This is a genomic window from Bhargavaea cecembensis (genome assembly GCF_000826125.2).
GTDB lineage: Bacteria > Bacillota > Bacilli > Bacillales_A > Planococcaceae > Bhargavaea > Bhargavaea cecembensis_B.
Window position 1 is genome coordinate 105,593 of record NZ_LN651372.1, and the last position, 25,688, is coordinate 131,280.

General features: G+C 55.9%; 23 protein-coding genes. 8 read left to right on the top strand and 15 right to left on the bottom strand.

Features of this window, described 5'->3' with window-relative positions; all coding sequences use genetic code 11:
• Positions 1-21: 21 nt before the first annotated feature.
• Entirely contained in the window at positions 22-1,581 is a 1,560-nt protein-coding gene (locus BN1189_RS03225; RefSeq protein ID WP_040225367.1) for a BCCT family transporter, read from the top strand.
• A 62-nt stretch (positions 1,582-1,643) separates the two neighbouring features.
• Here BN1189_RS03225 and putP read toward each other — a convergent pair whose 3' ends face one another.
• A complete protein-coding gene (gene putP / locus BN1189_RS03230; RefSeq protein WP_040225369.1) occupies positions 1,644-3,131 on the bottom strand; it encodes a sodium/proline symporter PutP in 1,488 nt (495 codons plus the stop codon).
• Positions 3,132-3,440: 309 nt separating this feature from the next.
• Here putP and BN1189_RS03235 point away from each other — a divergent pair, with 309 nt between their 5' ends.
• Positions 3,441-3,809: a hypothetical protein gene (locus BN1189_RS03235; RefSeq protein ID WP_040225371.1), complete on the top strand. Its 369-nt coding sequence runs from the start codon at positions 3,441-3,443 to the stop codon at positions 3,807-3,809.
• Between the two features lie 74 nt (positions 3,810-3,883).
• On the opposite strand, the gene BN1189_RS03240 is transcribed toward BN1189_RS03235, so the two are convergent.
• Positions 3,884-5,539: an AMP-binding protein gene (locus tag BN1189_RS03240; protein ID WP_257125381.1), complete on the bottom strand. Its 1,656-nt coding sequence runs from the start codon at positions 5,537-5,539 to the stop codon at positions 3,884-3,886.
• An 82-nt stretch (positions 5,540-5,621) separates the two neighbouring features.
• Complete coding sequence (locus tag BN1189_RS03245) at positions 5,622-7,175, bottom strand: FMN-binding glutamate synthase family protein (RefSeq protein ID WP_098049682.1); 1,554 nt, start codon at positions 7,173-7,175, stop codon at positions 5,622-5,624.
• Positions 7,176-7,317: 142 nt separating this feature from the next.
• On the opposite strand from BN1189_RS03245, the gene BN1189_RS03250 reads away from it, so the two are divergent.
• The 3 genes from BN1189_RS03250 to BN1189_RS03260 all read left to right on the top strand — a co-directional run bounded on the left by BN1189_RS03250 (position 7,318) and on the right by BN1189_RS03260 (position 10,599).
• Positions 7,318-8,049: an NADPH-dependent oxidoreductase gene (locus BN1189_RS03250; RefSeq protein ID WP_098049673.1), complete on the top strand. Its 732-nt coding sequence runs from the start codon at positions 7,318-7,320 to the stop codon at positions 8,047-8,049.
• Positions 8,050-8,301: 252 nt separating this feature from the next.
• Positions 8,302-9,471: a class I SAM-dependent methyltransferase gene (locus tag BN1189_RS03255; RefSeq protein ID WP_040225482.1), complete on the top strand. Its 1,170-nt coding sequence runs from the start codon at positions 8,302-8,304 to the stop codon at positions 9,469-9,471.
• Positions 9,472-9,771: 300 nt separating this feature from the next.
• A complete protein-coding gene (locus BN1189_RS03260) occupies positions 9,772-10,599 on the top strand; it encodes a purine-nucleoside phosphorylase (RefSeq protein ID WP_040225376.1) in 828 nt (275 codons plus the stop codon).
• Positions 10,600-10,816: 217 nt separating this feature from the next.
• Here BN1189_RS03260 and BN1189_RS03265 read toward each other — a convergent pair whose 3' ends face one another.
• Positions 10,817-11,431 carry a tetratricopeptide repeat protein gene (locus BN1189_RS03265; protein ID WP_040225379.1) on the bottom strand — a complete coding sequence of 205 codons (615 nt, stop codon included), beginning with the start codon at positions 11,429-11,431 and terminating at the stop codon, positions 10,817-10,819.
• On the bottom strand, positions 11,428-12,087 hold the full coding sequence (locus BN1189_RS03270; protein WP_040225381.1) for a hypothetical protein: 660 nt from the start codon (positions 12,085-12,087) through the stop codon (positions 11,428-11,430). The genes BN1189_RS03265 and BN1189_RS03270 overlap by 4 nt, the downstream gene beginning before the upstream one ends.
• 618 nt (positions 12,088-12,705) lie before the next feature.
• Between BN1189_RS03270 and BN1189_RS03275 the strand changes: the two genes are divergently transcribed.
• Both BN1189_RS03275 and BN1189_RS03280 read left to right on the top strand, forming a co-directional pair.
• Entirely contained in the window at positions 12,706-12,969 is a 264-nt protein-coding gene (locus tag BN1189_RS03275; protein ID WP_040225384.1) for a hypothetical protein, read from the top strand.
• Between the two features lie 200 nt (positions 12,970-13,169).
• Complete coding sequence (locus BN1189_RS03280) at positions 13,170-13,424, top strand: hypothetical protein (RefSeq protein WP_040225386.1); 255 nt, start codon at positions 13,170-13,172, stop codon at positions 13,422-13,424.
• A gap of 58 nt (positions 13,425-13,482) precedes the next feature.
• Here the strand turns inward: BN1189_RS03280 and BN1189_RS03285 are convergent, their stop codons facing one another.
• The 8 genes from BN1189_RS03285 to BN1189_RS03315 form a co-directional block, all read right to left on the bottom strand.
• On the bottom strand, positions 13,483-15,276 hold the full coding sequence (locus BN1189_RS03285) for an IS1182 family transposase (RefSeq protein ID WP_052455603.1): 1,794 nt from the start codon (positions 15,274-15,276) through the stop codon (positions 13,483-13,485).
• Positions 15,277-15,448: 172 nt separating this feature from the next.
• Positions 15,449-15,994: a PCYCGC motif-containing (lipo)protein gene (locus BN1189_RS03290; RefSeq protein ID WP_040225390.1), complete on the bottom strand. Its 546-nt coding sequence runs from the start codon at positions 15,992-15,994 to the stop codon at positions 15,449-15,451.
• Between the two features lie 229 nt (positions 15,995-16,223).
• On the bottom strand, positions 16,224-16,658 hold the full coding sequence (locus tag BN1189_RS03295) for a hypothetical protein (RefSeq protein WP_040225392.1): 435 nt from the start codon (positions 16,656-16,658) through the stop codon (positions 16,224-16,226).
• Between the two features lie 213 nt (positions 16,659-16,871).
• Entirely contained in the window at positions 16,872-17,156 is a 285-nt protein-coding gene (locus tag BN1189_RS15785) for a hypothetical protein (protein ID WP_143242236.1), read from the bottom strand.
• A 210-nt stretch (positions 17,157-17,366) separates the two neighbouring features.
• Positions 17,367-18,749 (bottom strand): class II fumarate hydratase, encoded by a 1,383-nt coding sequence (fumC, locus tag BN1189_RS03300; RefSeq protein WP_040225486.1) that lies wholly within the window; start codon positions 18,747-18,749, stop codon positions 17,367-17,369.
• 158 nt (positions 18,750-18,907) lie between these two features.
• Positions 18,908-19,999 (bottom strand): nitric oxide synthase oxygenase, encoded by a 1,092-nt coding sequence (locus BN1189_RS03305; RefSeq protein WP_040225394.1) that lies wholly within the window; start codon positions 19,997-19,999, stop codon positions 18,908-18,910.
• A gap of 117 nt (positions 20,000-20,116) precedes the next feature.
• Positions 20,117-21,400, bottom strand: coding sequence for an ABC transporter permease (locus BN1189_RS03310; protein ID WP_040225396.1), 1,284 nt, complete (start codon positions 21,398-21,400; stop codon positions 20,117-20,119).
• A complete protein-coding gene (locus BN1189_RS03315; RefSeq protein WP_040225398.1) occupies positions 21,390-22,088 on the bottom strand; it encodes an ABC transporter ATP-binding protein in 699 nt (232 codons plus the stop codon). The genes BN1189_RS03310 and BN1189_RS03315 overlap by 11 nt, the downstream gene beginning before the upstream one ends.
• A 348-nt stretch (positions 22,089-22,436) precedes the next feature.
• Here BN1189_RS03315 and BN1189_RS03320 point away from each other — a divergent pair, with 348 nt between their 5' ends.
• Positions 22,437-23,417: an EAL domain-containing protein gene (locus tag BN1189_RS03320; protein ID WP_040225401.1), complete on the top strand. Its 981-nt coding sequence runs from the start codon at positions 22,437-22,439 to the stop codon at positions 23,415-23,417.
• Positions 23,418-23,486: 69 nt separating this feature from the next.
• Here BN1189_RS03320 and BN1189_RS03325 read toward each other — a convergent pair whose 3' ends face one another.
• On the bottom strand, positions 23,487-25,058 hold the full coding sequence (locus tag BN1189_RS03325) for a flotillin family protein (protein WP_040225403.1): 1,572 nt from the start codon (positions 25,056-25,058) through the stop codon (positions 23,487-23,489).
• Positions 25,059-25,123: 65 nt separating this feature from the next.
• The gene (locus BN1189_RS03330; protein WP_040225405.1) at positions 25,124-25,666 is read right to left on the bottom strand and encodes an NfeD family protein; all 543 of its coding nucleotides are present in this window, start codon (positions 25,664-25,666) and stop codon (positions 25,124-25,126) included.
• Between the last annotated feature and the right edge of the window lie 22 nt (positions 25,667-25,688).

The following is a 25,688-nucleotide window of genomic DNA, read 5'->3' on the forward strand; positions in this document are numbered from 1 at the left end:
AAATATCAAAAGGAGAGTGGCATGGTCAAGTCTTCGTGGAAAAATCCCGTATTCGTAGTTTCTTCGTTGTTTATTTTGGCGCTGGTGATCATCGGAGCTGTGTTTCCCAACCAATTTGCGGCGGGCGCTTCGGTCATCTATGACTTTACAATCGACAAATTCAGCTGGTTCTATCTGCTGACCGTATTTCTCATCATCGTGTTCCTGTTCGGCCTGGCCGTCAGCAAGTACGGAAGCATCCGGCTCGGCGGTGAAGAAGAAAGACCGGAGTTTTCCTTCTTCTCCTGGATTGCGATGCTGTTCTCGGCCGGTTTCGGCGCGGGCCTCGTCTTCTGGGGAGTTGCCGAACCGATGAGCCATATTTTCAACCCGCCCTTCCGTGATCTCGAACCGATGACCACGGAAACCGCCCGCGTGGCGATGGGTTATTCGTTCTTCCACTGGGGAATCAGCCAATGGTCGATGTTCGCCCTGACCGGCCTCGTCATCGCCTTCCTGCAGTTCAGGAAGAAAAAGAACGGACTCGTTTCGACCGCGCTGGAGCCGGTCGTCGGTTCGGCGAAGCCGGTGAAGACGACTATCGACATCCTTTCCGTCATTGCGACGATCATGGGGATGGCCACTTCGATCGGCCTCGGGGTGTTGCAGATGAACGGCGGGCTCAATTCCGTATGGGGCATTCCGAATGAGCCGTATGTGCAGCTGATCATCATCGGAATCATGATGGTCGCTTATCTGCTGTCTTCGACGACCGGCCTGAACCGCGGCATCCGCTATTTGAGCAACCTGAACCTCGGCCTTGCTCTCGGACTTCTCTTATTCACCTTTTTCGCCGGGCCGACGGTCTTCATCATGGAGACATTCATTGTCGCACTTGGTGACTATATCACCCATTTCGTGGAATACAGCCTGAGACTCGAGCCGTACTCAGGCCGGGAATGGGTCCAGGACTGGACTGTCTTCTACTGGGCGTGGGTCATCGCCTGGTCTCCGTTCATCGGGGCCTTCGTCGCCCGCGTCTCCCGGGGCCGCACGATCCGGGAATTCATCGTCGGCGTGCTCATCATCCCGCCGATCATCGCCCTGTTCTGGGTGGCGACCTTCGGCGGAACCGCCATGTGGAACGACTTGAATGAGGGAACGCATATCGCCGAGATGGTCAACGACGATGTGACGACCGCCCTGTTCACGACATTCGACCAGACGCTCCCTCTTCCAGGGTTACTGTCGGTGCTGGCGATTCTGCTCATCTTTACATTCATCGTCACATCCGCGGATTCGGCGACCTATATTCTGGCGAGCATGACGTCCGGCGGCACGCTCAATCCGAAGATGCCCGCCAAGCTCATCTGGGGCGTGCTCATGGGTGCCATTGCAGGGGTGCTGCTGTTCACCGGAGGCATCAACGGGCTGGAAACCGCGTCGCTCGCTTCCGCCCTCCCGTTCGGCATCATTCTGCTCCTGCTGATCTGGTCGATGATCATCCTACTCAGGCGGGAGCCCGCACCAATCCGCAAACATGATATCCGGCGCTTCCAGCGGCTGGAGGCGGAGTCCAAGAAAGAGAAAATCAACCGATAAGAAATTACCGCACACGAAAAGAGGTTCCGGAGATGATCCGGAACCTCTTTTCCATTGTCTGCTCAGCGGCGTTCCCGCGCGAGCGTCTGGAGCGTCTCATCGAATTCACTCTGAATTTCCGGGTTCGGCCGGTAAGTCATCAGGCTGACGAGAATCGCCACGATCATGTTAAGGACGAACGCCGGGACGATTTCATACAAGTTATCTTTCAGGACATCGACGTTCCCCAAAATCATGACGGTGACTGCGCCGACGATCATCCCCGCGAGCGCCCCCTGCGAAGTGAGCTTGCGCCAGTAAAGCGACAGCAGGATGATCGGGCCGAACGCGCCGCCGAAACCGGCCCACGCGAACGACACGAGCCCGAGGATCGTATCGTTCTGCTGCCAGGACAGGACGAACGCGATGATCGCGACTGCCAGCACGGCGAGTCTGCCGTACAGCACGTACGTCTTGTCCGGCGCATCGGATTTGATGACCGCTTTATACAAGTCTTCAATCAATGCCGAAGAAGTGACGATAAGCTGGGACGAAATCGTACTCATGACCGCAGCGAGCACGGCCGCCAGCATGATTCCCGCAATGAACGGGTGGAAGATGATCTGACCGAGCTCGATGAAGACGGCTTCCGGGTCCGTCAGCTTCAGCCCCGGGTTCTGATGGAAGTAAGCCACACCGACGAGTGCCGTCAAGGTCGCCCCGATCAGGCTGAGCAGCATCCAGCCGATCCCGATCCGCCGGGCGGATTTCGTTTCCTTGACCGAGCTGATCGCCATGAAACGGACAATGATATGAGGCTGTCCGAAGTACCCGAGACCCCAGGCGATCGAGGAGATCAGACCCGCGGCGGTCGTGCCGGCGAAAAGGCTCAAGTGAGTCGGATCCACTTCTTTGATGGACGCAATCGTCTCGGAAGGGCCGCCCGTAATGAACACACCGACAATCGGAACGAGAATGAGCGCCAGGAACATGATGAGGCCCTGCACGAAATCCGTGTAGCTGACGGCGAGGAATCCGCCGAACAGCGTGTAGGCGAGCACGACCACCGAGACAACGATGAGGCCCGTGTGATATTCAAGACCGAACGAGCTCTCGAAGAACACGCCGCCTGCGACCATTCCAGAAGAGACGTAGAATGTAAAGAAGATGAGAATGATGGCACCGCAGGCGATCCGCAGCAGCGGCGAAGGATCTTTCAGCCGGCTCTGCAGATAACTCGGAATCGTGATCGAATCACTCGAAACATGCGTGTAGACGCGAAGTCGCGGCGCCACGAACAGCCAGTTCAAATACGCACCGAGCGTCAGGCCGATTCCGATCCAGGCCTCCCCCATCCCGGTTAGATAAATCGCGCCCGGAAATCCCATGAGGAGCCAGCCGGACATGTCGGCCGCCCCTGCGCTGAGCGCGGTGACCGCAGGTCCGAGCGACCGTCCGCCGAGCATGTAGTCGGTCAGATTGGACGTGCGGCGATAGGCATACCAGCCGATGAACAGCATCGCTGCCATGTAGATTAAGATTGCAATGAGCTTGAATGTAGATTCAGACATGTTGGTTCCCCTCCCTTTGTGCCTATCGTACCATAAGAGATAATGTCGAAGATTCATTATTTCTGATTTGTCAGTTGCAATTTACTCCGAAAAACCGGCTGGAAATGTCGATTGGCAACGGAATATTTCCCGGGAAATCGACCGGGAAAGACAAATGAGCGATCCGTGGCGGGGCATGGGATACGGCCGGGCGGGACCGAGCGGATGGCCTGAGAGAATGTACGGGCAGGCGACGGTGCGGCCGCAGTCGGCGGACAGGTTTATTCCCGGCCTGCAGGGGAACTCCTGTTAATAAAAGGAGGGACCCGAATGCCTTGGGATGAACACGACTATCCGGCTTCAATGAAAAATATGGATGAGAAAGTCCGGAGCAAAGCGATCGAGATTGCCAACGCACTCGTCCGGGAAGGATACTCCGACGACCACGCCATTCCGATTGCGATGGATCAGGCGAGGGATTATGTGGAAGGAGACTCCGGCGACCGGCCTGTTTTTGAAGTGAAAGAGAACGGCGAAGACTGGATTCTCCAAAAATCGGACTCCGACAAAGAGATCTATAAGGAGAAAACGAAAAAGGATTTGCTCGACAAAGCGAAGGATTACGTCAATGAGAAGGATGGCATCCTGAAGATCTACAAGGGGAACGGAGATCTGGAAGACACCTTGTACGAGGGATGACGATCGGATTTCCCGTTCCGATTGATCCGCTGAACAGAAAGAAACCGTCCGGACCGGACGGTTTCTTTCTCTTTTTACACTTCTGCGCGCTGCTCGGACATCTCCCGCAGCTTGAATTTCTGGATTTTCCCCGATGCGGTCATCGGGTACTCTTCGGTGAATTCGATGTAGCGCGGGATCTTGTGGTAGGAGATCTTCCCCTTGCAGAATTCACGGATGGATTCTTCCGTTTCATTCGCGCCGTTCTTCAGGATGATCCACGCCATCAGCTCTTCCCCGTATTTCGGATCCGGCACACCGACGACCTGGACATCGCTCACGGACGGATGGGTGTAGAGGAATTCCTCGATCTCGCGCGGGTAGATGTTTTCCCCGCCCCGGATGACCATGTCCTTGATGCGGCCGGTGATGTCGAGGTAGCCGTCCCCGTCCATGACGGCAATGTCGCCCGTATGGAGCCAGCCGTCCGCATCGATTGCGTTGCGTGTCGCTTCTTCATTGTTGTAATAGCCCTTCATGACATGGTAGCCGCGGGTGCATAGCTCGCCCGGCTCGCCCTGCGGCACTTCTTTGCCGGTCGCCGGATCCACGACCTTCACTTCCACGTAAGGATGCGGCTTGCCGACGGTCGATGTGCGCTTTTCGATCGGGTCGTCCGTCCGCGTCTGCGTGATGACCGGCGAGGATTCGGTCTGCCCGTAGCAGATCGTAATTTCATCGGCGCCCATGTCATGGATGACTTTCTTCATGACTTCGATCGGGCAAGTGGACCCCGCCATGATGCCCGTCCGGAGCGAGGATGTATCGAAGTTCTTGAACTCCGGGTGCTCGAGCTCCGCAATGAACATCGTCGGCACGCCGTTGAGCGCCGTGCACTTCTCGTCCTGGACGGCCTGCAGCACGGTGAGCGGTTTGAACTGCTCGACGATGACGCTTGTCGAAGCGTGCGTGACGGCCGTCAGCGTGCTGAGCACGCAGCCGAAGCAGTGGAAAAACGGCACCGGAATGCAGAGCCGGTCCTTCTCGGTGAGCTTCATGAAGTCGCCGATGAGTTGAGCGTTGTTGACGACGTTATTGTGCGTCAGCATGACGCCCTTCGGAAAGCCGGTCGTGCCGGACGTGTACTGGATGTTGATCACATCATCCGGGTCGAGTGAGGAGAACCGCTCTTCGAGTGCGGCGTCCGATACACCGTCGGCCATCGCTTCCAGTTCCGACCACTTGTACATCCCCGGCTCGTCCCGCTCCGTCATGAGGATGATCCGCTTCAGCTTCGGAAGCCCTTCGCAGCGGATCTCTCCCTTCTCTGATTCGGCAGATTCGGGGCATACGGCACGGACGATGTCGATATAGCTTGTCCCCTTGAAGCTCTCATCGAGGATGAGTGTCGTCGCGTCGGATTGCCGGAGGAGATACTCCAGCTCCGCCGACTGGTAGTTCGTGTTCACCGTGACGAGCACGGCCCCCATCTTGCCTGTCGCGAACTGGCTCAGGAACCATTCCCGCTTGTTGTCGGACCAGATGGCGACATGTTCCCCCTTCTCGATCCCCATGCCGATGAACGCCTTCGCCAGCCGGTCGGTCTCCTCATCGAACTCACCGTACGTCTTCCGGATTCCATGTTCCGGATATACATAGGCCTCGACGTCCGGGAACTGCTGTGCCTTTTCCCGGACGACCTGCCCGACTGTCTGATTCAAAAGTGCCATCCGCCAATCCCCCTTTGAAATCGTTTTCAGTTTAACTTTAACATATTTTTCAGACGGTTTCGAAAGGAATTTGAAAGGCCGCCCGCAACCGGACGGCCTTTTCTTATTTGGAACTGACTTGATCGCGATAGGAAGCGACCGGATGTGCGCGGCCGCGTTCGTCCATGTAGACGAGGTGGCTGCGGTTGAACTTGGTCGGCGAGTCGAGCCCGGCCGCCGCGGCCATCCGGAACAGCCCTTCGCGCATCGTGAGGATGTAGTTGGTCACCCGGTATTTCTTCTCATCCACGACGAGCGCCTTCTGCAGGCTTTCATCGGTCGTCGCGACGCCGGCCGGGCACTCATTCGTGTGGCAGCGGAGAGCCATGATGCAGCCGACGGAAATCATGAAGCCGCGGGCGATCTGGACGAGGTCCGCCCCGAGCGCCAGGGCGACGGCCGCTTTGTCCGGCGTCGTGATCTTGCCTGAGGCGATGATCTTCACCCGGTCGCGCACGCCGTGTTCGCGGAGCGAATCGTCGAGAATCGTGAGCGCCGTCTTGATCGGCAGGCCAAGGCTGTCCGCCATGTCCCGGTAAGTCGCGCCGGACCCGCCTTCGGACCCATCGACGGTGATGAAGTCAGGGCCTTTTCCGGTCTTCTCCATCCAGGATGCCAGCTCGTCCGCCTCGCTTTTGCTGCCGATGACAACCTTGATGCCGACCGGCTTGCCGCCGGCTTCGCGGATCCGGCCGATAAAGTCGAACATCGACGGATAGTCGCTGAATTGATTGAACCGGTTCGGGCTGTTGATCGTGGTGTACGGCTGGACGGTCCGGATTTGGGCGATCTCCTCGGTCACTTTCGCGCCTTCCACGTGGCCGCCGCGCATTTTCGCGCCTTGTGCGAGTTTCAGCTCGAACGCCCGCACGTTAGGAATGGCCGCTTTTTCACGGACTTTTTCAATGTCGAACTCGCCGTCTTCGGTCCGGAAGCCGAACAGCCCGGAACCGATCTGGGCAATGATCTCCGGCCCGCCGGACAGATGGTGATCGGACAAACCACCCTCTCCTGTGTTCATCCATGCACCTTTCGCCATGCCGATCCCCTTTGACAGCGCGGTGATGGCGTTTTTTCCGAGCGCCCCGTAGCTCATCCCCGACTGGCCGAGCAGGCTGCGCGCCTTGAACGGCTGTTCGCAGTCCGGCCCGATGACGACCGCCTCATCAGGCGGCAGCAGCCACGAAAGTGCCGGGATCTCTTCCATATGCTCCTTCCGGGTGAACAGGCCCTCGTCATCGATCACGTAGTGGCGGGTGTTGACGAGTTCCGTGTTATCGACCCGCATTTCTTCGTTCTGTTTTGTGAACATCGCGTTCTTGATGTAATAGCCCGGCTCTTCAAAATCGCGCTTGGAGCCGAAGCCGATCAGGTTGCTCTTGTACTTCCCCGGAAGCACCATGGCCAGATATTCCTCGCGGCTGAACGGCTTGCCTGCGTTGTCGTCCGAGAACAGGTACTGCCGGAACTCCGGCCCCGTCCGTTCCAGGAAATAGCGGACCCGTCCGAGAATCGGGAAATTCCGGAGGATCGAGTGCTGCTTCTGCCCCCGGTCATAGAAAAACAGATAAATGAGTGTCACGACCGGCCCGACGACGAGCAGGATGAACAAAATCATGGCAGTCAACGAAATATGTTCAAAAAGATTGCCCACCAAGCAACTCCCCTTTCATTTATGTATGCTAAAAACTGTTTACCCCAAATCGGTTTTGATAAGCTAATAAGTACGACGAAAGACTTAGAAGACGGAGGGGTTTGCATTGGCAATCGAACTGTTGATGTCTCATTCATCGGTGAGGGACTATGAAGACAAGGAGCTCGACCGCATGACGGTCGCACGGCTCATCCGGGCCGGCCAGCACGCGGCGAGCTCCCATTTTGTACAGGCCTATTCGGTCATCCACGTGACGGACCGGGCCAAGCGGGAAGCACTCGCAGAACTATCGAAAAATCCGAAGCAATTCCTCGGTGCCGGCGCCGTGCTCATCTTCTGCATGGACTTCCGGCGGCTGGAGAAGGCTGCGGAACTCCACGGCGAGCGCATTGCGTATGCGAATGCGGAAGCCCTTGTCGTCGGCGTGACCGACACGGCGCTGTTCGCCCAGAACGTCGCGGTCGCCGCGGAATCCGAAGGCTACGGCATCTGCTATATCGGCGGCGTGCGGAACGCGCCCCAGAAGATCAGCGACCTGCTCGGCCTTCCCGACGGCGTCGCTCCGATGTACGGCATGACGATCGGCATTCCCGCTGTCCGGCATGAAGTGAAGCCGCGCCTGCCGGTCGAGGCGGTGCTCCACGAAAATGAATACGACGAGAGCAAATACGATGAGCTGCTCCCCGAGTACGACGGAACGATGCGCGAATATTACGCAGGCCGCAGCGCCAACACGAAAGAAGACGACTGGACATCCTCAATGTCCCGCTTCCTCCGGGGTCCGCGGCGGGAGCATATGAAGGAATTCCTCGAGAATCGCGGATTCCGGTTTGATTGAGCGGGTGAGTGAGGAGAGTTTGAGCGTGAGTGACGCAAGTTTGGCCGCGAGTGACGCGAGTTTGGCTTCGAGTGACGCAAGTTTGGCCGCGAGTGACGCGAGTTTGGCCGCGAGTGAGCCAAGTCGGCGCGAGTGACGCAAGTTTGGATCCGAGTGACGCAAGTTTGGCCGCGAGTGACGCGAGTTTGGCCGCGAGTGACGCGAGTTTGGCCGCGGATGGCCGCGGTGAATCAGAAGAAAGCAGGGTGAATGATGGAATTTGAAGAAATGCTGGACGAGCTCGCCGGGCGCATGGCGGACGGACATCTCATCAAGGCGACAATCAGCGGGCCACGGCGGAAGTCGGAGGGCCTGCAGCGCATCCGGCTGAAGCCGGTCGAGCTGCGCGGCGAGCTCTACATTCAGTTTGAGTATCAGTACGAGCGGATCCTCAAGCATGAGAACGTCCCGGCGGCCGGAATCCGCGAAGAGCTGGACCGCCGGCTGCGCGATTTCCGCCAGATGCAGGCTTCATTCACCGGCGAGGATGTACAGATCATGCTCTCCAAAAAGCTCAAAGTTGCCTGGAAGTCGAAGCAGACCGGAAATCAGGCGGCTGCCGACTTGTCGCATGACCGAAAAAAACAGTACCTGCTCGAGGAAGGCAAACCGTATCCATTCCTCGTCCGGCTCGGCGTCCAGACGCCCGACGGCAAGGTGAAGAAAGGCAAGATGGACAAGTTCCGGCAGATCAACCGGTTCACCGAGTTCATCGCCGACAGTCTCCATCATCTGCCGAAAGACCGGACGATCCGGATTCTCGACTTCGGCTCCGGCAAATCGTATCTGACATTCGCACTTTATCATTATCTGAAGATCGAGCAGGGCCTCGACGTGCAGGTGACAGGACTTGACCTGAAAAAGGAAGTCATCGAGGAATGCCGGCAGATCGCGGCCGACCTCGGCTACGGGGACAGCCTCGAATTCCTCGTCGGCGACATCAACGATTATAATGAAGAAACGCGGGTCGACATGGTCGTAACGCTCCACGCGTGTGACGTCGCGACCGACGCGGCGCTCGGACGCGCGGTCCGCTGGGGCGCCGAAGTGATCCTCAGCGTCCCGTGCTGCCAGCATGAACTGTTCGGCCAGCTGGATGCGCCGGAGCTCGGCGTCATGCTCCAGCACGGGCTCATCAAAGAACGGTTCGCCGCGCTCGCCACCGACTCGATCCGGGCGGAACTGCTCGGGCTGGCCGGGTACGATGCCCAGATCCTCGAGTTCATCGACATGGAACACACGCCGAAGAACATCATGATCCGCGCCTACCGGACCGGCCGGAAACCCGGCGCCGACCGGATTCTCCGGTACAAGCAGTTCCGCGACCTCCTCGGCGCCGAACCATTCCTCGAACGCGAACTCAACAGCCTGCTGGATTGGTAGATGGCGAATTGTGGACTGCCGGTGTAGGGGAAATGTGGGAAATTGCAATTAGGAGCGGGAAATTGCAATTAGAATGATCGATTTGCAATTAGAATCAGGAATTTGCAATTAGGCCGGTGGATTTACAATTAGAATCGGGAATTTGCAATTAGAACGGTAGACTTGCAATTAGAATTAGGAATTTGCAATTAGACCGACAGATTTGCAATCAAAGCAGTCGATTTGCAATTAAAACAGGGGATTGCCGCCGAAACGTGTTTCGCCAATCCCCAACCTTCCTATAGAATGGAGTGCATCCAAATGGAGTTGATTCAAAAGATCGAAGAAGCCAGAGCGTTCATCACCGGAAAGGCGGATCATCGGCCGGCGACGGGGCTCATCCTCGGTTCGGGGCTTGGTTCGCTTGCGGATGAGATTGAGGATGCGGTTCATATCCCGTATTCTGAAATTCCTCATTTTGCAAAGTCGGGCGCCGTCGGGCATGCGAATGAGCTCGTGATCGGACGGCTGAACGGACGGTCGGTGGCGGCGATGAAGGGGCGCTTCCATTATTATGAAGGGTTTACGCTTGAAGAAGTGACATTCCCGGTGCGTGTCATGAAGGCGCTCGGCGTGAGCGATCTGATCATCACGAATGCGTGCGGTTCGGTGAATGAAGGATTCAAGCCGGGTGATCTGATGCTGATCACCGACCATCTCAATCTGACGGGGACGAATCCGCTCATCGGTCCGAACATCGACGAGCTCGGCACCCGCTTCCCGGATCTGACGCGGGCTTATGATAAAAAGCTGCGCAGCCTGGCACTTCGCACGGCGGATCAGCTCGGATTCGGCCTTCGCGAAGGGGTCTATGCTTGGTGGAGCGGCCCGGCGTACGAAACACCGGCCGAGATCCGGATGATCCGTACGCTCGGCGCCGATGCGGTCGGCATGTCGACCGTCCCGGAATCGATCGTCGCCGCGCATGCGGGACTGCGGGTTCTCGGCATCTCCTGCCTGACGAACATGGCGGCCGGCATCCTCGACCAGCCGCTCAGCCATGACGAGGTAATCGAAGTGGCTGCGAACGTGCGTGGAAAGTTCGTGGACTTGGTGAAGGGCGTATTGGAAGGAATGGAAGAAGCGTGAAAAAGACTGTCCGGTTCGTCACGAGATGACGGCCCGGCAGTCTTTTTGTGCTTTGTGGCGGATGATGCGAAACTTATCCTGCAGATATCAAGCCTTTCTTTAGTTTCAAGCGCTCCAGCTTTAGATTCAAGCGCTCTATCTTTAGATTCGAACTCTCCACCTTTAGTTTCAAGCGCTTTACCTTTAGTTTCGCCAATTTCCGCAGCCTCCGACCCTCTCACTCACCCATCAACTTTCTCACTTCTGCTTCTCCCTTTGCGTCTCCTGCGCGCCGGAATGCTTCCATGCTCAGTTGCCAGGCGGGTGCCGGGTCGTGGTGCATCATTTGGCTCGCCCGGCCGATTCCCCGCCAGGCACAGGCGATGCATATGTCGTCTCCTGCGGTTTTGCCTTGCCGGAGGGCGAGACGGAAAGCTTGGAGCGCTTGCTCCGGCTCTCCCGCCATCAGCCCCATCTCTCCGTGTTCGTACGAGTTGGCGGAAAACCCGGCATGATCTTCTGGCAGCCTGGACATCCGGTACTCCTTTTCCCTGTTGAACCATAGCCGGGCCTGATCGATATCCCCCTCAAAACGTCCGATCATGCCGAGCTGGTGCATCGCGATCGCGACATTCTCAGGTTCGTGCCGCTCCTCCGCTCTACTGAGAAGTTCCGAATAGAGTTTCCGCGATTCCCCGAACCCGCCGTTCATGGCGAGGGTGAATGCGAGCATATGCATCGCCGCCTCTTCTTCGGCGGCATCAGCCGCCCGCTCCAGCCGCTCCCGGTACAGTCTTTCCGCTTCCGTCCAATCTTCCCGGTCGAACGCTTCAAACGCAGCGTCTTCCTTCATTCCCCCAAGACCGCCTTCGCGAACGTATAGCCATCACGTTCCGTAGTCCCCTCGATGCGGACCGGCAACGGCTCACGGAAAACCGGACCGTCCGTCACAAGCGTATGAAATTCCCCTGATTCCCCGCACGGATCAATTCCCCGCTCCTCCATATCCCGAATAAGCGCGGCATCAAACGGCCGACCGACCCACCCGGTCGGAAACCGCCCGTCCTGCCCGACGACGACCAACGCCCGGAAGCCGGCGTCGAGGAACGCTTCCACGACTTCCTTGCGGCTCATCCCCGAAAGCGGATGCTCCGCCGTCATTCCTTTCTCGGCGCATGTGTCCCGGACCCACTTCAGATGATCCTCCAGATCGACGTCGCCGAACACTCCTGTCCGGATGCCGGCCTCCCGGATCTCCTCAAGCCCCGACAGAAATTCGTCCTTGTAATCCGTCCAGCCCGCACGTCGGATGACGAGCGGCACCTCAAGCCGATCCGCCTGCGCACGGATGATCGATTCGCTCGCCGCATGAGACTTCGACCGGTCGCCCTCCCCGTCGAACATCGTCAGCAGCCGCTCCGGCCTGCCGCCCATCTGAACCGCCCGATAAAACGCGAGCGCCGAGTCCTTCCCTCCGCTCCACGAGCAGAAAAATGGCTCTTCCTTCATTCTTATCTCCCCTTTCCGTTACCGCGAGTCTACCATACAAAAGAGAGCACGGTCGGCATACACCCGCCCATTTACTTCGTCCAAAGCCCGGCCGCTCTCACAGCAGACCGACGGCCTGGCATTCGCAAGAAGTTAATGAAATCAGGCGGAACTCATCCAACACGGGTTCCGCCTTTTCAAGCTTATTATTTTTTGCAATTTTGTTTATCTTCATCTCTTGTTAAAGGAATTATGTTTAACTGTATTTTTATAGTGTAAACAAGTAGTAGAATATTTAAAATTTAAGGAAAAGAAGCGGATTAAATGAAAAAGAGATCTCTGGCTTCAGCGATTGGATTAGAGCTATTTATTGGGTGCGTTACCAACCTTCACAAGCGTATCTGATGTTACTTCATATATCAGCGGAGTCCAACCCGGACTGGAATGGAACCAGCAAGTATCAAACGGCAATATCACACAACTTGGCGGGAAGGTAGAACTATATGCCTCCGGGACCTGGAGTATTATTGACGACTTCTATGGTTTGCAATTTGGACTGTCAGCCCAGGATGACTGGTACATGGAATATAGTGCCCGAAGAATTGATCATTAATAGTGTTTTTAAGAAAGGAGAATCTTATGGGAAAAATCATCGGCGGAGCCGGACTGATGCTTATAAGCTGTTTTATGAATATCGCCAGCATGCTTTCCATTTCCATAATTTTAGCCAGTCGGGCCACCCGAACAAACCCCAATTCATTCGAACAAGTTTTTTACCATATAAAAAGCGATTTTATGATGTACTATGCGGTGGCTCTGAGTTTCTTCATCATTGGGATTGTCCTGTTGATCTATGGCTTGGTTGAAGATTTCCGGCATGCCCGTTTAAGACAACGCTCTTGAACGCCAATACGTGAAGTTCTATTCAAACGGGAACGGAAACTGTTCGTCAGACCAGCGTTCAATCAACCAACCGAATAAAACCTTGACGCCTGCAATAGAAATAAACCAACGGATCATAGAGCATTTAATTACCAACTTTAGTTAAAACAGAATATATAACATACTACGCGTTCTCTTTCACTCGGAAATGGGAGGGCTTCATGGGAAAAATAATCAGTGGAACTGGGCTGATGCTGATCGGCAGTCTTTTGTATATTGGCAGCATGATTTCGGTTTCCGTCATATTTGCCAATCAAGCAGATATTGTTTTAATCGAACAAGTTATTAACTATATCAAGAGGGATATGACGGGGTATTATGCGCTGTCACTTATCTTTTTCATCATTGGGATTGTCCTGTTGATCTATGGTTTGGTTGAGGATTTCCGGCATGCTCGAGTCAGACAAAATTCTTGAACGCCGTGATGCTCTCTCCGGAAGGAAATGGAGATTGTGCGTCCGGCCCATCCTTCAATCAACCAGGGGCTGTCCGATAAGTCCCTAAAATGATGAAGGAGGCGAAAAACAAATCGTTTTTCGCCTCCTTCCTTTTATTTTGAATATGTTTGGCAGAAGGCATCCGCAGGATGCCCGCCACTTTCAGGAAATTGTGGGCGAGTGCCAGGATTCCAAACTCCAAGTGAACCTTATCCAGCCCTCGAAGATGGAATCGACGGAACGCCAAATTGCCCTTGAGATTCCCAAAAACTGTCTCCACTTCGATTTTCCGAAGGGCGTAGATCTGTTTTAGGGTTTCATCATCAAGGGCTTTTCTTGCCTTGGCCTTCAATTCCTCATAAATCGGATTCCAGTGAACCTGCCGGTTCCCTTTTGCCTTGGTGCACAGTGCTTTCAACGGGCAGTCACTGCAATCCTCGCACTCATAGATTTTGAAATCCTGGACGAAGCCAGACGCATTTTTCTTTTTCATGTATTTCTTGAAGCGGACTTTCCGTCCGTTCGGACAGACGAACAGATCATCCTCTTCGTGATACGCCCAGTTCTTGGCGTTGTATGCGTTTTTCTTATAACTGCGCGATTGTTCTTTCAAGTAGGTGTTATACGGGATTAGAAAATCGGCAACCGCTTCTCCGTCTTCCTCTCCGAGAAGATACAGGTAATTCTCCTCACTTCCATATCCCGCATCCGCGACAATGCGCTTTGGCATCGGCAGCGCAGTTTCCCGGTAGGCTTCCATGTGTGGGATCAGACACCGGGTGTCTGTGGGCCGCTGGTGAACAGAATAGAAGAGAACAAATTGGTTTTCGGTGGCCATCTGGATATTGTATCCGGGCTTGAGCTGCCCGTTTTTCATATGATCTTCTTTCATCCGCATGAATGTGGCATCCGGGTCTGTCTTCGAGTAGCTATTCCGGTCTTCTCCGCAAACCTCAAGCTGGGCAGCATATTTCTCTTTCCTCGGAATGAAGTCATCCCGGACCAACTTGAGCTTCCTGCGGATCATCGAGCGTTTTCTACGGATTCCCTTGCGGACCGCTGTATCTGTCTCTTTCTCACTTTTGTCCGTCAGGATCTCTTCCTGTCCTTCCAAACGGGAGACGGTCTCCATCAGTTCCTCCACCGAAGGATCACCTTCAGGCAGACTTCCCATTTCGAATCCCTCTGCCTCTGCAATCTCATGGATCTCCTGCAGGGTCTCGCTGATTTTCTTTTTCAGCTTTTCCTCGTATCCCAACACCGCTTTCTTGAATACAAAGGAATATTTATTGGCATCCGCCTCGATTTTCGTCCCATCGAGGAAGTAATTTTCAAAGTCAATGAAGCCGCGATGATGCAATTCCATCACCATCGCTTCGAATAAATCATCGATCATCTTGGGCATTCGGACCCCGCGGAACTCATTGATGGTCCGGTAGTCGGGAAGCTGGCCGGCGGCCAGCCACATAGCAGGAATGCTTTCCCTTGTCAGCTTTTCAATGCGCCGGCAGGAATATTCCTTTTGGGAGTAGGCGTAAAGAATGATCTTAAGCATCATCTTCGGGTGGTAAGAACTGCGGCCGCCTCCGGAATAATGCGCAATGAGCTGATCATCCGGAATCGTCTCGATCATTTCATCAATGACACGTGCCACATGGTCATCGGGAACCAGCGATTCGACATCGAAGATGGCGAAGGACTGGCGGTTATCATAGGGGTTGAAGACAGGCGCCAACCGGCGTTTTGGACGTTTTTCCTCAGGCTTGTTCACCTCTGCCAAGATCTCCATTTCTGTGATATACTCTGTTGTAGCAGTCTTCGGATTGCACATAAAAAGATCGCTCCTTTGTGTGTGTTGTTGTGGTGACTCCATTCTACAAAAGGCAGCGGTCTTTTTCTATTTTTTTGAGAGAGATAAAAAACAGAAAGGGGCTGTCACAGAAAGTCGTTTTTATCGACTTTCTGGACAGCCCCTTTTCTGTTGTAAATAAAAAACCGGCCCCTCAAGCCGGCATGGGCGTTGGAGTCGGTTCGGCAAAGCCCTCTTTATAGGTCTCATCGATGGTTTCGCGGATTTCCTTCAGTGATTTTCCATCCTTCGCCATCTTTACGGAATCAACCGCAATCTCCAGGCAAGTGAGGCAGCGCGTGCCGTGGTCGTCCCAGACGACCGAGCCGTCTTCCTTCACTTCGGAAATGAAGCAGTTCAAGTTGTTTTTGTGGCCGGCGCTGTCCCCGCAGCCGCAGTAGCACGGCATCCATTCGAGAATGTCGGTCGCGGCCCCCGCCACCTGATAGACGAGCCGCATGTCTTCCGGTTTGTCATCGAGGAATGAAGGCAGTTTATCCGCGGACGCCGTCACTTCCTGGAGGTCGCCGTTCGGTTGGACAGTCTGGTCTTCCTTCACTTTACGTTCGGTCGGTGCCGCATGGTCGTGTCCCGCATGTGCTTCTGCGTCCTTCTCCGGCTTCTCTTTCGCCGCTTCATTGCCGCAGGCGGAGAGGATGAGGCCCGCAGCCGCGAGTAGATAAATGAGCTTCTTTTTCATAACCAAAGTTCACTCCTTTGGCACCACTATACCGGATGGCGGATGGGAAGTGGAGTGACAGTTTCATGAAAATTGGGCTGATGAAGAATTTAGGAACGGGTGGAGACCATGTTATCTTTTATTCACCAGCACGCTTTTCCTTTAGAATATCCAAATTCTGGTCACCGGCAGAGCATGTGGCTGGCAGTCTGCAAACTGGCAACTGACCCTAGTTAACGTCGTCGTCCGGTTAATCATATATGAACTTCGGCTCATAATCTGCAACAACTTCAAACACTTCATTCATTGTGAAATACAGGTGATGCTCTACATTCGGATACTCTTGGCTCCCCATCCAAGGCAACTGGTCAAACCACCTGATTAGATCGGAGTTTTTTACTTTATAAAAGCTCTCACTTTCTCTTTTCAATCCAACCGCTCTGGCATCTGCTGTCTGCATAAGCTTTACTAAATTGTTTCTCGGGCCTTCCCCCGTATATCTGAACGTCCACACATGGTCATGAATCTGCGACATTTGATCATATAGAACCCGAACTTGATTGCCTTTCAAATCCTCTAAATGAATCGTCAATCCCTCTCCTGATATCTCCAGTTTTGTCTGACACACGCCGTTCCTCTCCAAGTTCGTGACAGGCTGCCATGATTCCAAAATCATTTCTTCCATTTCATCCTCCCTTACAACTATGAATTTAACTTATTAATCATATCTAATTTTATCAGTATACCCGCTTTTAGCCGTGGAAGGAAAGGAAAGGGAAATGGTTCCATCCCTGCTCGTATAAGATGTTAACGTCCTACCGTCAGGAAGTTTTTTTAAAGTAGTTCCTTCGCCCGCTCCCTGTACCTTCCCGGGCATTTTATCAAAATCCCGATTCCTCTAAAGATTTCCACCCGATTTTCTGTAATTCAATACTTTCCCAGTATCGTTTGTCAATCTTGCTGTTGATTTAATGCCATTCCAAGCGTTACCAGCTGTGCCGCATTGAATGGTAATTGGGTTATTCAATTTTTGCTGTTCTAATACTTGAAAATTCGATTCAATAGGATTTTCACTATAAATTCCACACCCCGGCAAACCGTTGCTTGAGTCCGCATGGGCAATAGGCGACAATCCGGTTGAAAGTAATAGGGCAAAGAGTCCTGCCCTTAGCTTGTTCTTCATTATTTCTCCTCCTTTTCAAATATTTTTTCACAATTCTGTGTTCTTTTCAATAAACTATTGAAACTTTTTTAAAAATGGATAAATGAAGTTCCTTTTCATGTTTACATTAATTCGATACCATATATTTTATTTGCTCCTTATCCACCGGAGTTTCCACAGTACAAAAGAGCAGCCTGAGACACGAGTCTCCGGCTGCTTCATTCATTCCTATTAACGTCCGATCATCTTCGACGGAACGACCCATTCGTCGAACTGTTCGGCTGTGAGGAGGCCGGATTTGACGGCGGATTCCTTCAGCGTGGTGCCTTCCGCGTGTGCGGTTTTTGCGATCTTCGCCGCATTTTCATAACCGATGTGCGGGTTGAGCGCGGTGACGAGCATGAGCGAATTGTCCAGGAGTTCCTGGATCTTCTCTTTGTTCGGCTCGATGCCGACTGCGCAGTTGTTGTTGAAGCTGATCATCGCGTCGGACAGGAGGCGGACCGACTGGAGGAAGTTGTAGGCGATGACCGGCTTGAATACGTTCAGTTCGAAGTTGCCTTGGCTTGCGGCAAATCCGATTGTCGCGTCGTTCCCCATGACCTGGGCGACGACCATCGTGAGCGCCTCGCTCTGCGTCGGGTTCACTTTGCCCGGCATGATCGAGCTGCCCGGCTCGTTCGCGGGGATCGTGATTTCGCCGATGCCCGAGCGCGGGCCGCTTGCGAGCCAGCGCACGTCGTTTGCGATCTTCATGAGGTCCGCCGCGAGCGCCTTGACCGCGCCGTGTGTGAAGACGGCTTCGTCATAGCTCGTGAGCGCCTGGAATTTATTTTCTGCAGATGTGAACTTGATGCCGACCTGTTCGCTGATCTGAGCTGCCACCTGGTCGCCGAAGCCTTCCGGTGCGTTGAGGCCCGTGCCGACCGCCGTGCCGCCGATCGCAAGTTCCTTCATTTGCCCGACCGCCTGCTCGACCATCACGCGGTCTTTTTCCAGCATGCGCACCCAGCCGCTGATTTCCTGGCCGAGTGTGAGCGGCGTTGCATCCTGCAGGTGCGTCCGGCCGATCTTGATCACATCGTCGAATTCCTTCGCCTTCTTGTCGAGTGTCTCTTTGAGAACATCGATCGCCGGCAGGAGGTTCTCGATGACCGACGTGACGGATGCCACGTGGAGCGCCGTCGGGAATGTGTCGTTCGACGACTGGGACTTGTTCACGTCATCGTTCGGGTGGAGGCGGTCTTCCTCGCCCCACTCCTCAAGAAGCTCGTTGCCGCGGTGGGCGAGCACTTCGTTCATGTTCATGTTCGACTGCGTGCCGGAGCCGGTCTGCCAGACAACGAGCGGGAAGTTGTCGTCGAGCTCGCCTTCAAGAACCTCGTCGGCTGCCGCTGAAATCGCCTTCGCCTTTGCGTCGGTCAGGTTGCCGAGTTTGTTGCTCGTGATCGCCGCCGCTTTCTTCAGGTGGGCGAACGCCTTGACGATCTCCTTCGGCATCTTTTCACCGCCGATCCGGAAGTTCTGCTTGCTCCGCTGTGTCTGCGCGCCCCACAGTTTGTCCGCCGGCACCTTGATCTCGCCGATCGTATCATGTTCGATGCGGTATTCCATCATTCCTCATCCTTTCCGTCTCTATTGATTCAATCCATCCTCTATTTTGCTACATTTCCGCCGGGGATACAATAGAGGGGCGCCAAGCATGGCGGGATGGACAGCAACCGGTCATGCATTCACAAAAACCCGCCTCCTCTTTCGGAGACGGGTCACTTTCAGTCTTTCTGATAAAAGAAGTTCGGCGTCAGGACTTCATTGTCATACGGTCGGTGGAATAGATGCGTGGAGGCCGGTGAGAGCGGCGGGATCAGCCAGGTCCAGTTGCCGGTGACCGCCCGGCCGGCGTCTTGCTCCTTCTTCTCAAATGCCCGGAACTGGCGGGCGGCGGTATGGTGGTCGACGAGTGTGACGCCTGCCTGCTGGTAGGAGTGCAGGACCGCGACGTTCAGTTCGACGAGCGCCCTGTCGATCCAGAGGGACCGGGCTGACCGGGTGTCGAGGCCCATCAGCCGGGCAACGGATGGAAGCAGATCATAGCGGTCCGCGTCCGCGAGATTCCGCGCCCCGATTTCCGTCCCCATGTACCATCCGTTGAACGGGGCCATCGGGTAATCAATGCCGCCGATTTCAAGACGCATGTCGGAAATGATCGGGACCGCATACCACCGGACGCCGAGACCCGCAAAACCGGGGATGTCCGGATGGATGATCGGGACTTCCATGATCAGCTCTTCCGGGATCGGAAACAGTTTCGGCTCTTGTCCGTACTCTTCGATCATGAGCGGAAGCACATCGAACGGCGTCCCCTCTCCGCGCCATCCAAGCCGCTCGCAAGCCTGTGTGAACCCGACGGAAGCCGGATCTCCGGTGACCGACTCTCCTTCCCGGTAGCCGGCATACCGGATCAGCTGGTGGTTGCGGATGCGGATCGAGTCGATCCCGTTCTTTCGGGGCGGGAAGACGGTGATCGTCGAGCGGATATTGCCTCCATTTGTCGCATATCGGATGTGCCGGGCGAGCTTGTCATAGGCCTCTTCCGCCGTTTTTGTCTCCCGTTCATCAAAGACCTCAAGCGTCTCCCAGAGCAGCCGGCCGATGCAGCGGTTGCTGTTGCGCCAGGCCATTTTCGCCCCGTGCACAAGTTCATCATGGGTATGGGTATATGTACCGCTTTGCCCGATCTCTTCTTCGATTTCCCGGATCCTCTTCTCCTGCTGCTCAGGCGGAAAGCCCAGTTCCCCGTAGCAATCGCGGATAAAACGTGCGGCTTCCGTCAGCAAGCCCTCGTGATTGATTGATTTCACCATATGATCAACTCCAATATCCAAAGTCTATCACGGACTCGGCGCGACGGCGCACGGGAGTTTCGCCAACTTTATGTCAGACAAAAAAGAGGAGCCGAAGCCCCTCCTTCATACGTCCCATTAAAGTTCATGCCTCAGCGCGCCGATCACGTCCGTCTTCGTCGCTTTTCTAGCCGGGCGCCAGCCGGAGATCATGGCGACGCCGAGGCTGATGGCCGATGCGATGAGGACGAGCTGCCACGGGATGACGGAGAACGTCACACCGAGGTCGGCGCCGTCTTCCCCGAGGGCCGCCGTCACGATTACCGGCAGCACGGCGTTTGCGGCAAAGCTCACACCGTAGGAGATGACGACCGCGATCACGGTCCCGACAATTCCGATCCAGGCGCTTTCCATGAGGAAGAGCCGCTGGATGAGCTTCGGCCCTGCACCGAGCGCCTTCATGACGCCGATTTCCCGCGTGCGTTCCGTGACCGCCATCGTCATCGTGTTGAAGATGCCGATCGAGGCGATCAGGATGGCGATCGTGCCGACAAAGACGAGGCCCGCCTTGAGTGCCAGGAAGAAGACGTCGAGCTGCTCGATCTCCTCTGATACCGAGTAGACCGAATAGCCGTCATCCTTCAATGCGGTAGTGACGCTTTTGACATTTTCCAGCTTGTCGACATAGACGTTCACCTGCGGATAAGTGAACGGGTCCGGCTCCACACCTTCCTCCGGCTCCGGGGAAACGGCGGCAAAGCCCTTTTCCATCTCGGGCATCAGCCGGTGGTCCATGTACAGATAGCCGTCAAACGCCCAGTCTTTGCCGGGAGCTTCCTTGATACCGACGATCTTGAGCGGCCATTCCTCCGACACCGCACCTTCTTCAAGCGGATCAAACCGGAATGTGACCGTCTTTCCGAGCAGGTCTTCCTTGTAGGTCGGCAGCTCTTCGCCTTCCTTCACGGTCGCCTTTTCGTCGCTCAGCTGCTCTGCGAACCCGGAGCCGACAACGATTTCGTCCGGATTTTCCGGGAAGCGTCCTTCCGCCAGCTTGAAGCCCGAGGTCTCCTCTTCGCTAAAATCAGTGAAGTAGGCATTGAGCCCGGCCGTATAGCCATCCAGTTCTGCGAACGCGGTCGGGGACAGCTGTTTGCGGTGGACGACCGACTTCACGTGATCCATTTCCTTCATTGCATCTGTTTTCGCGTCCGTCAGTTCCTCGCTGTACACTTCCACCTGTGTGATCATCTGATTGGACAGGACTTCGTCTTTGATCGTCTTGTGCAGGCCGAACCCGACCGACGCGAGGACAATCAGGAACGCCGTGCCCATCGTGGCGGCGAGCACCGTCATGAACACACGCAGCCGGTTGCGCCGGATGTGCTGGCGGACGAAGGCGATCTGATCTTTAAATGACATGGCGGAGGCCCCCTTCCGCGAGTTCGCCGTCATGCATCCGGTACGTCCGGTCCGCGATCGCGGCGACTTCATCATCATGCGTGATGATGACGAACGTGATGCCGTACGTGCGGTTGAGCGACTGGATGAGCAACAGGATGTCCTGCTCCGTCTCGGAGTCCAGGCTGCCGGTCGGCTCGTCCGCGAAAATAATCGGCGGCTCAGTGATCAGCGCCCGGGCGATGCCGACCCGCTGCTGCTGGCCGCCGGACAATTCGTTCGGATAATGGCTCCGGATGTCGCTCAGTCCGACGTTTTTGAGAAGTTCCTCCACCTTGCGCCTGCGTTCGGCGGCCGGAACTCCCTTCAGCGTGAGCGGCAGCTCGACGTTCTCGAACGCTGTCAGGCCCGGCATGAGCTGAAAGTTCTGGAACACGAATCCGAAATGATCCAGCCGGTACGCCGCCCGCTGCGCTTCAGTCATCGCCGTCAGATCCGTGCCGTCCACGAGCACCTGGCCCCGGTCAGGCTGTAGGAACCCTGCGAGTATATGAAGCAGCGTCGATTTCCCGGAACCGCTCCGCCCGACGATCGACACGATCTCCCCGTCTGCCGCCTGGAGGGTCAGCCCCTTGAGGACCGGCACTTCCGTCTCCTTCCCCTTCTTGCCGACCCGGAACGAATGGGCCAGCCCTTTCACTTCGATCATGTTCATTCCTCCAATAATGAGTGCTGACTTCAGTATAGAAGGGAAATCTGAAGGAAAAGCGAGGGGGAAAGTGAAGAAATTCTTAAGATAAGGTTCAAAACCGGTGAATGTTAAGCAAAGGCCCTTGAATGTTAAGCAACCGTCTCCGAATGTTAAGCAACCGTCCCCGAATGTTAAGCAAATCGTTGTGAATGTTAAGCAAACAGAATCACTTCCCTCCTAAACGTGCCTCCTGCCGACTTCTGGAATATAATGATAGACAGATCAATCAAGCAGCTTCCAAACGCCTATTCATACTGATTCCGCCGGACAACACGCCGGACAAGCCCGAAAGCAAGGTGACCCCCCATGTTCTGCGACATCTGCAGGCCTCAGGCAATTGAATTTGAAATCGAGTTTTCAACACCCGGCAACGAAACGCATCTCCCGTCCATCCGCCGCTATCTGAATGAAGCCGGTCTGCTCATCCGCGAGGAAGGCAGCCGGCTCACCGTACGGGAAGCCGCGGTGAAGGGGCTCCTCGACTATATGGACCGGCATATGGATACAGCCCATATCCGGTTCCGGATCGACCGCGGCGAGTGGCGTCCGATCGGAGAGGCCGCCTCCCTGCTGGATGCCAAGTGGATCGACCAGATCATCGACACGGAAGCCGTCCATTTCCACATTCAGCCGATTGTTGACCGGGACGGCACGCTGTATGCCCATGAAATGCTGGCCCGTTTCCGGAGCGAAAACGGGGAAGTGCTTTCCCCGTTTCCGGTGTTTGAAGCTGCCAGGACCCGGAACCGTTTGTATGCGCTTGACCGGGTATGCCGGATGAATGCTGTCCGCCAGTCGGCCGCCGTTGGTTCTCGTGTGTTCATCAATTTTGTCCCGAACTCCATTTATTCGTCCGAGCATTGCCTCCGCTCGACGGTATTGTTGGCGAACGAACTGGGCATCGACCCTTCCCGCTTCGTCTTCGAAGTCGTCGAGACGGAAAAGGTGAAGGATCAGGCACACCTGAAGCGGATTCTCGACTATTACCGAAAAAACGGATTCCGCTATGCGCTCGATGATATCGGTGCCGGATTTAATACGGTCGAGACGATCCGGGAGATGAAGCCGTACTACACGAAACTCGACCGGCAATATGTCACCGGTGTCCATCTCGACCCCCAAAAGCAGAAAGTCGCGCTTGAAGTGCTTGAAGCGACCCGGTCCACCGGCGGCGTCCCGCTCGCCGAGGGCATCGAGGAAGAAGCGGAATTCCGCTGGCTGAAAGATGCCGGATTCCAGCTGTTCCAGGGTTATCTGTTCGGGAAGCCGCGTCCGATTGCCGGTTAGGATACCCATCCAATCAAAAAGCCGGAGACCGCACCTGCATCACAGGACGGTCTCCGGCTTTCTTCTCTATTAAACTTCCACGGTCTCCACATCATCCGCCGGCGATTCGTCTTCCGGCTGTGCGGCTTGCGGGTTTTCCTTCTCCCGCTTTTCCTTCATTTCAAAGGCGATGTCATCGAGGCTCGGCCGAAGGTTGTGCTTGCCCGAGTAGTTTTCGAGCATTTCCTTCACGTCGATGCCGGACGAGGCTTTGAGCGATTCCTGGAGTCCGGTCATGAGGCTTGTGGCGTAGCCGGTGACGCGGTTCGCGCCGCCGCCTTCGCCGCTGCCCGTGTCGACGACGGTGAGCTTGTCGATATTGCTTAGCGGCGCCGCGACGTTCTTCGCGTATTCCGGCATCATGCGGACGATCATGTCGAGGACCGCGGCCTGGCCGTACTGCTCGAACGCTTCGGCAATCTTGCGCTTCGCCTCCGCCTCGGCGAGGCCTTTCAGGCGGATGACATCCGCTTCGGCCTCACCCTGCGCCCGCTCGGATTCAGCCTTGGCCGTTCCGTCGAGCCGGACTTTTTCGGCGTCGGCTTTTGCACGTGCCTCGATGCGGTATTTCTCGGCGTCTGCCTCGGCGAGCTGCTTTGCCTTTTCTGCGGCCGCGTTCTGTTCCACCGCATAACGGTCGGCATCGGCCTTTTTCTTCACTTCGGAGTCGTACTGGCGCTCGCGGCGCTGGATTTCCTTTTCCTCGAGCTCGATCTGCTTCTGGCGCTCGATGATGCGGACCTGCATTTCCTGTTCGGTCACTTCCTGCTTGGCGCGGGCCGATTCCAGTTCGTACGCCTGGTCGGCACGCGCTTTCGCGACGTCCTGCTCGCGCCGGTATTCGGCGACTTTCAGCTGGTTGTCCTTTTCCGATTCCGCGATCTCCGTGGCACGCGCAAGCTCTGCCTGCATGGCATTCTTGTCGGCTTCCGCCCGCTTGATGCGCGTCTCTTTTTCCGCTTCCGCCGTCGCAATATCGGCGTCGCGCTTCACCTGGGCAATCCGCGGCTTCCCGAGCGAGTCGAGGTAGCCGTTCTTGTCGCGGACGTCCTTGATCGTGAACGAGACGATGACGAGGCCCATCTTCGCAAGGTCGTGCGAAGCGACGCGCTGCACTTCCTGCGAGAACTTGTCGCGGTTCTTGTAGATCTCTTCGACGGTCATCGACCCGAGGATCGAGCGGAGGTGGCCCTCAAGGACTTCCTTCGCCTCGTTTTCGCGGTCTTCCTTCGCCTTGCCGAGGAACTGCTCGGCGGCGGTCGCGATTTCGGTGATCGAGCCGCCGATCTTGATGATCGCCGTGCCGTCCGCCATGACCGGCACACCCTGCTCGGTGTACACTTCCGGCGTCGTCACTTCGAGCTTGCTCGAAAGCAGGCTGAGCGGAGCCGCCTGCTGGAACACCGGAAGGACGAATGTCCCGCCGCCGCGGATGATCTTGATTTTATTGCCGGAGCCGTCCGTGTGCACGTTCTTCGAACCGAGGTAGCTCCCCGTGACGATGAGCGCCTCGTCCGGACCGGCCGTCCGGTAGCGCGTCACGTAGACGCCGATGATGGCGAGCAGCACGAACGCCGCAATGCCGACTGCAATCCATACCATGACTGTTTCCCCCTTTTAGGTGTAAATGACTTGAGCGACTGGACAAAGACGAGACGGGCGGCGGCTCAGGTTGCGTCGGGAAAGCGGAACGGTTCGTATTCCTTCACGATCAGTGCCCCGTCCTCGATTTCCAGGATGAGCACTTCCTTGCCGTAGGCGATCTCCGAGTTTTCGTAGCCGGCCGCCCGCTTCGGGATGAGGCCGTTCACCGTCTCGATGACGACTTCGCCGAACCCGTCCGCCGGCACCGGCACGATCACGCGCCCGACTTCGCCGAGCAGCGACTCATCCGTGTAGGCGGTCGAGGCCTCCGCGGACCGGAGCGGCAGCAGCACGAAGAAATAAAGAAGAAACGATAAGACCCCCGCTCCCGCTGCTGAAATCGCCAGGATGACGCCGCTTCCCATGCCGGTCGTCTTCTCCAGGATGAACCCGGCCGCCGACAGGAACGTCAGGAATGCGAGGATCACCGCAGGATTGACGAACGGCAGTGCTTCCCCGGCGCCATCCGCCACATCTCCGAAAAACAGATACAGCACCGTTGCCAGGCCGGCGACCACGAGCACGATCAGATACAGCTGGGTCACCGGCAGCCCGAACAATTCCATTTCCCCCACCTCCGCCGTCTGC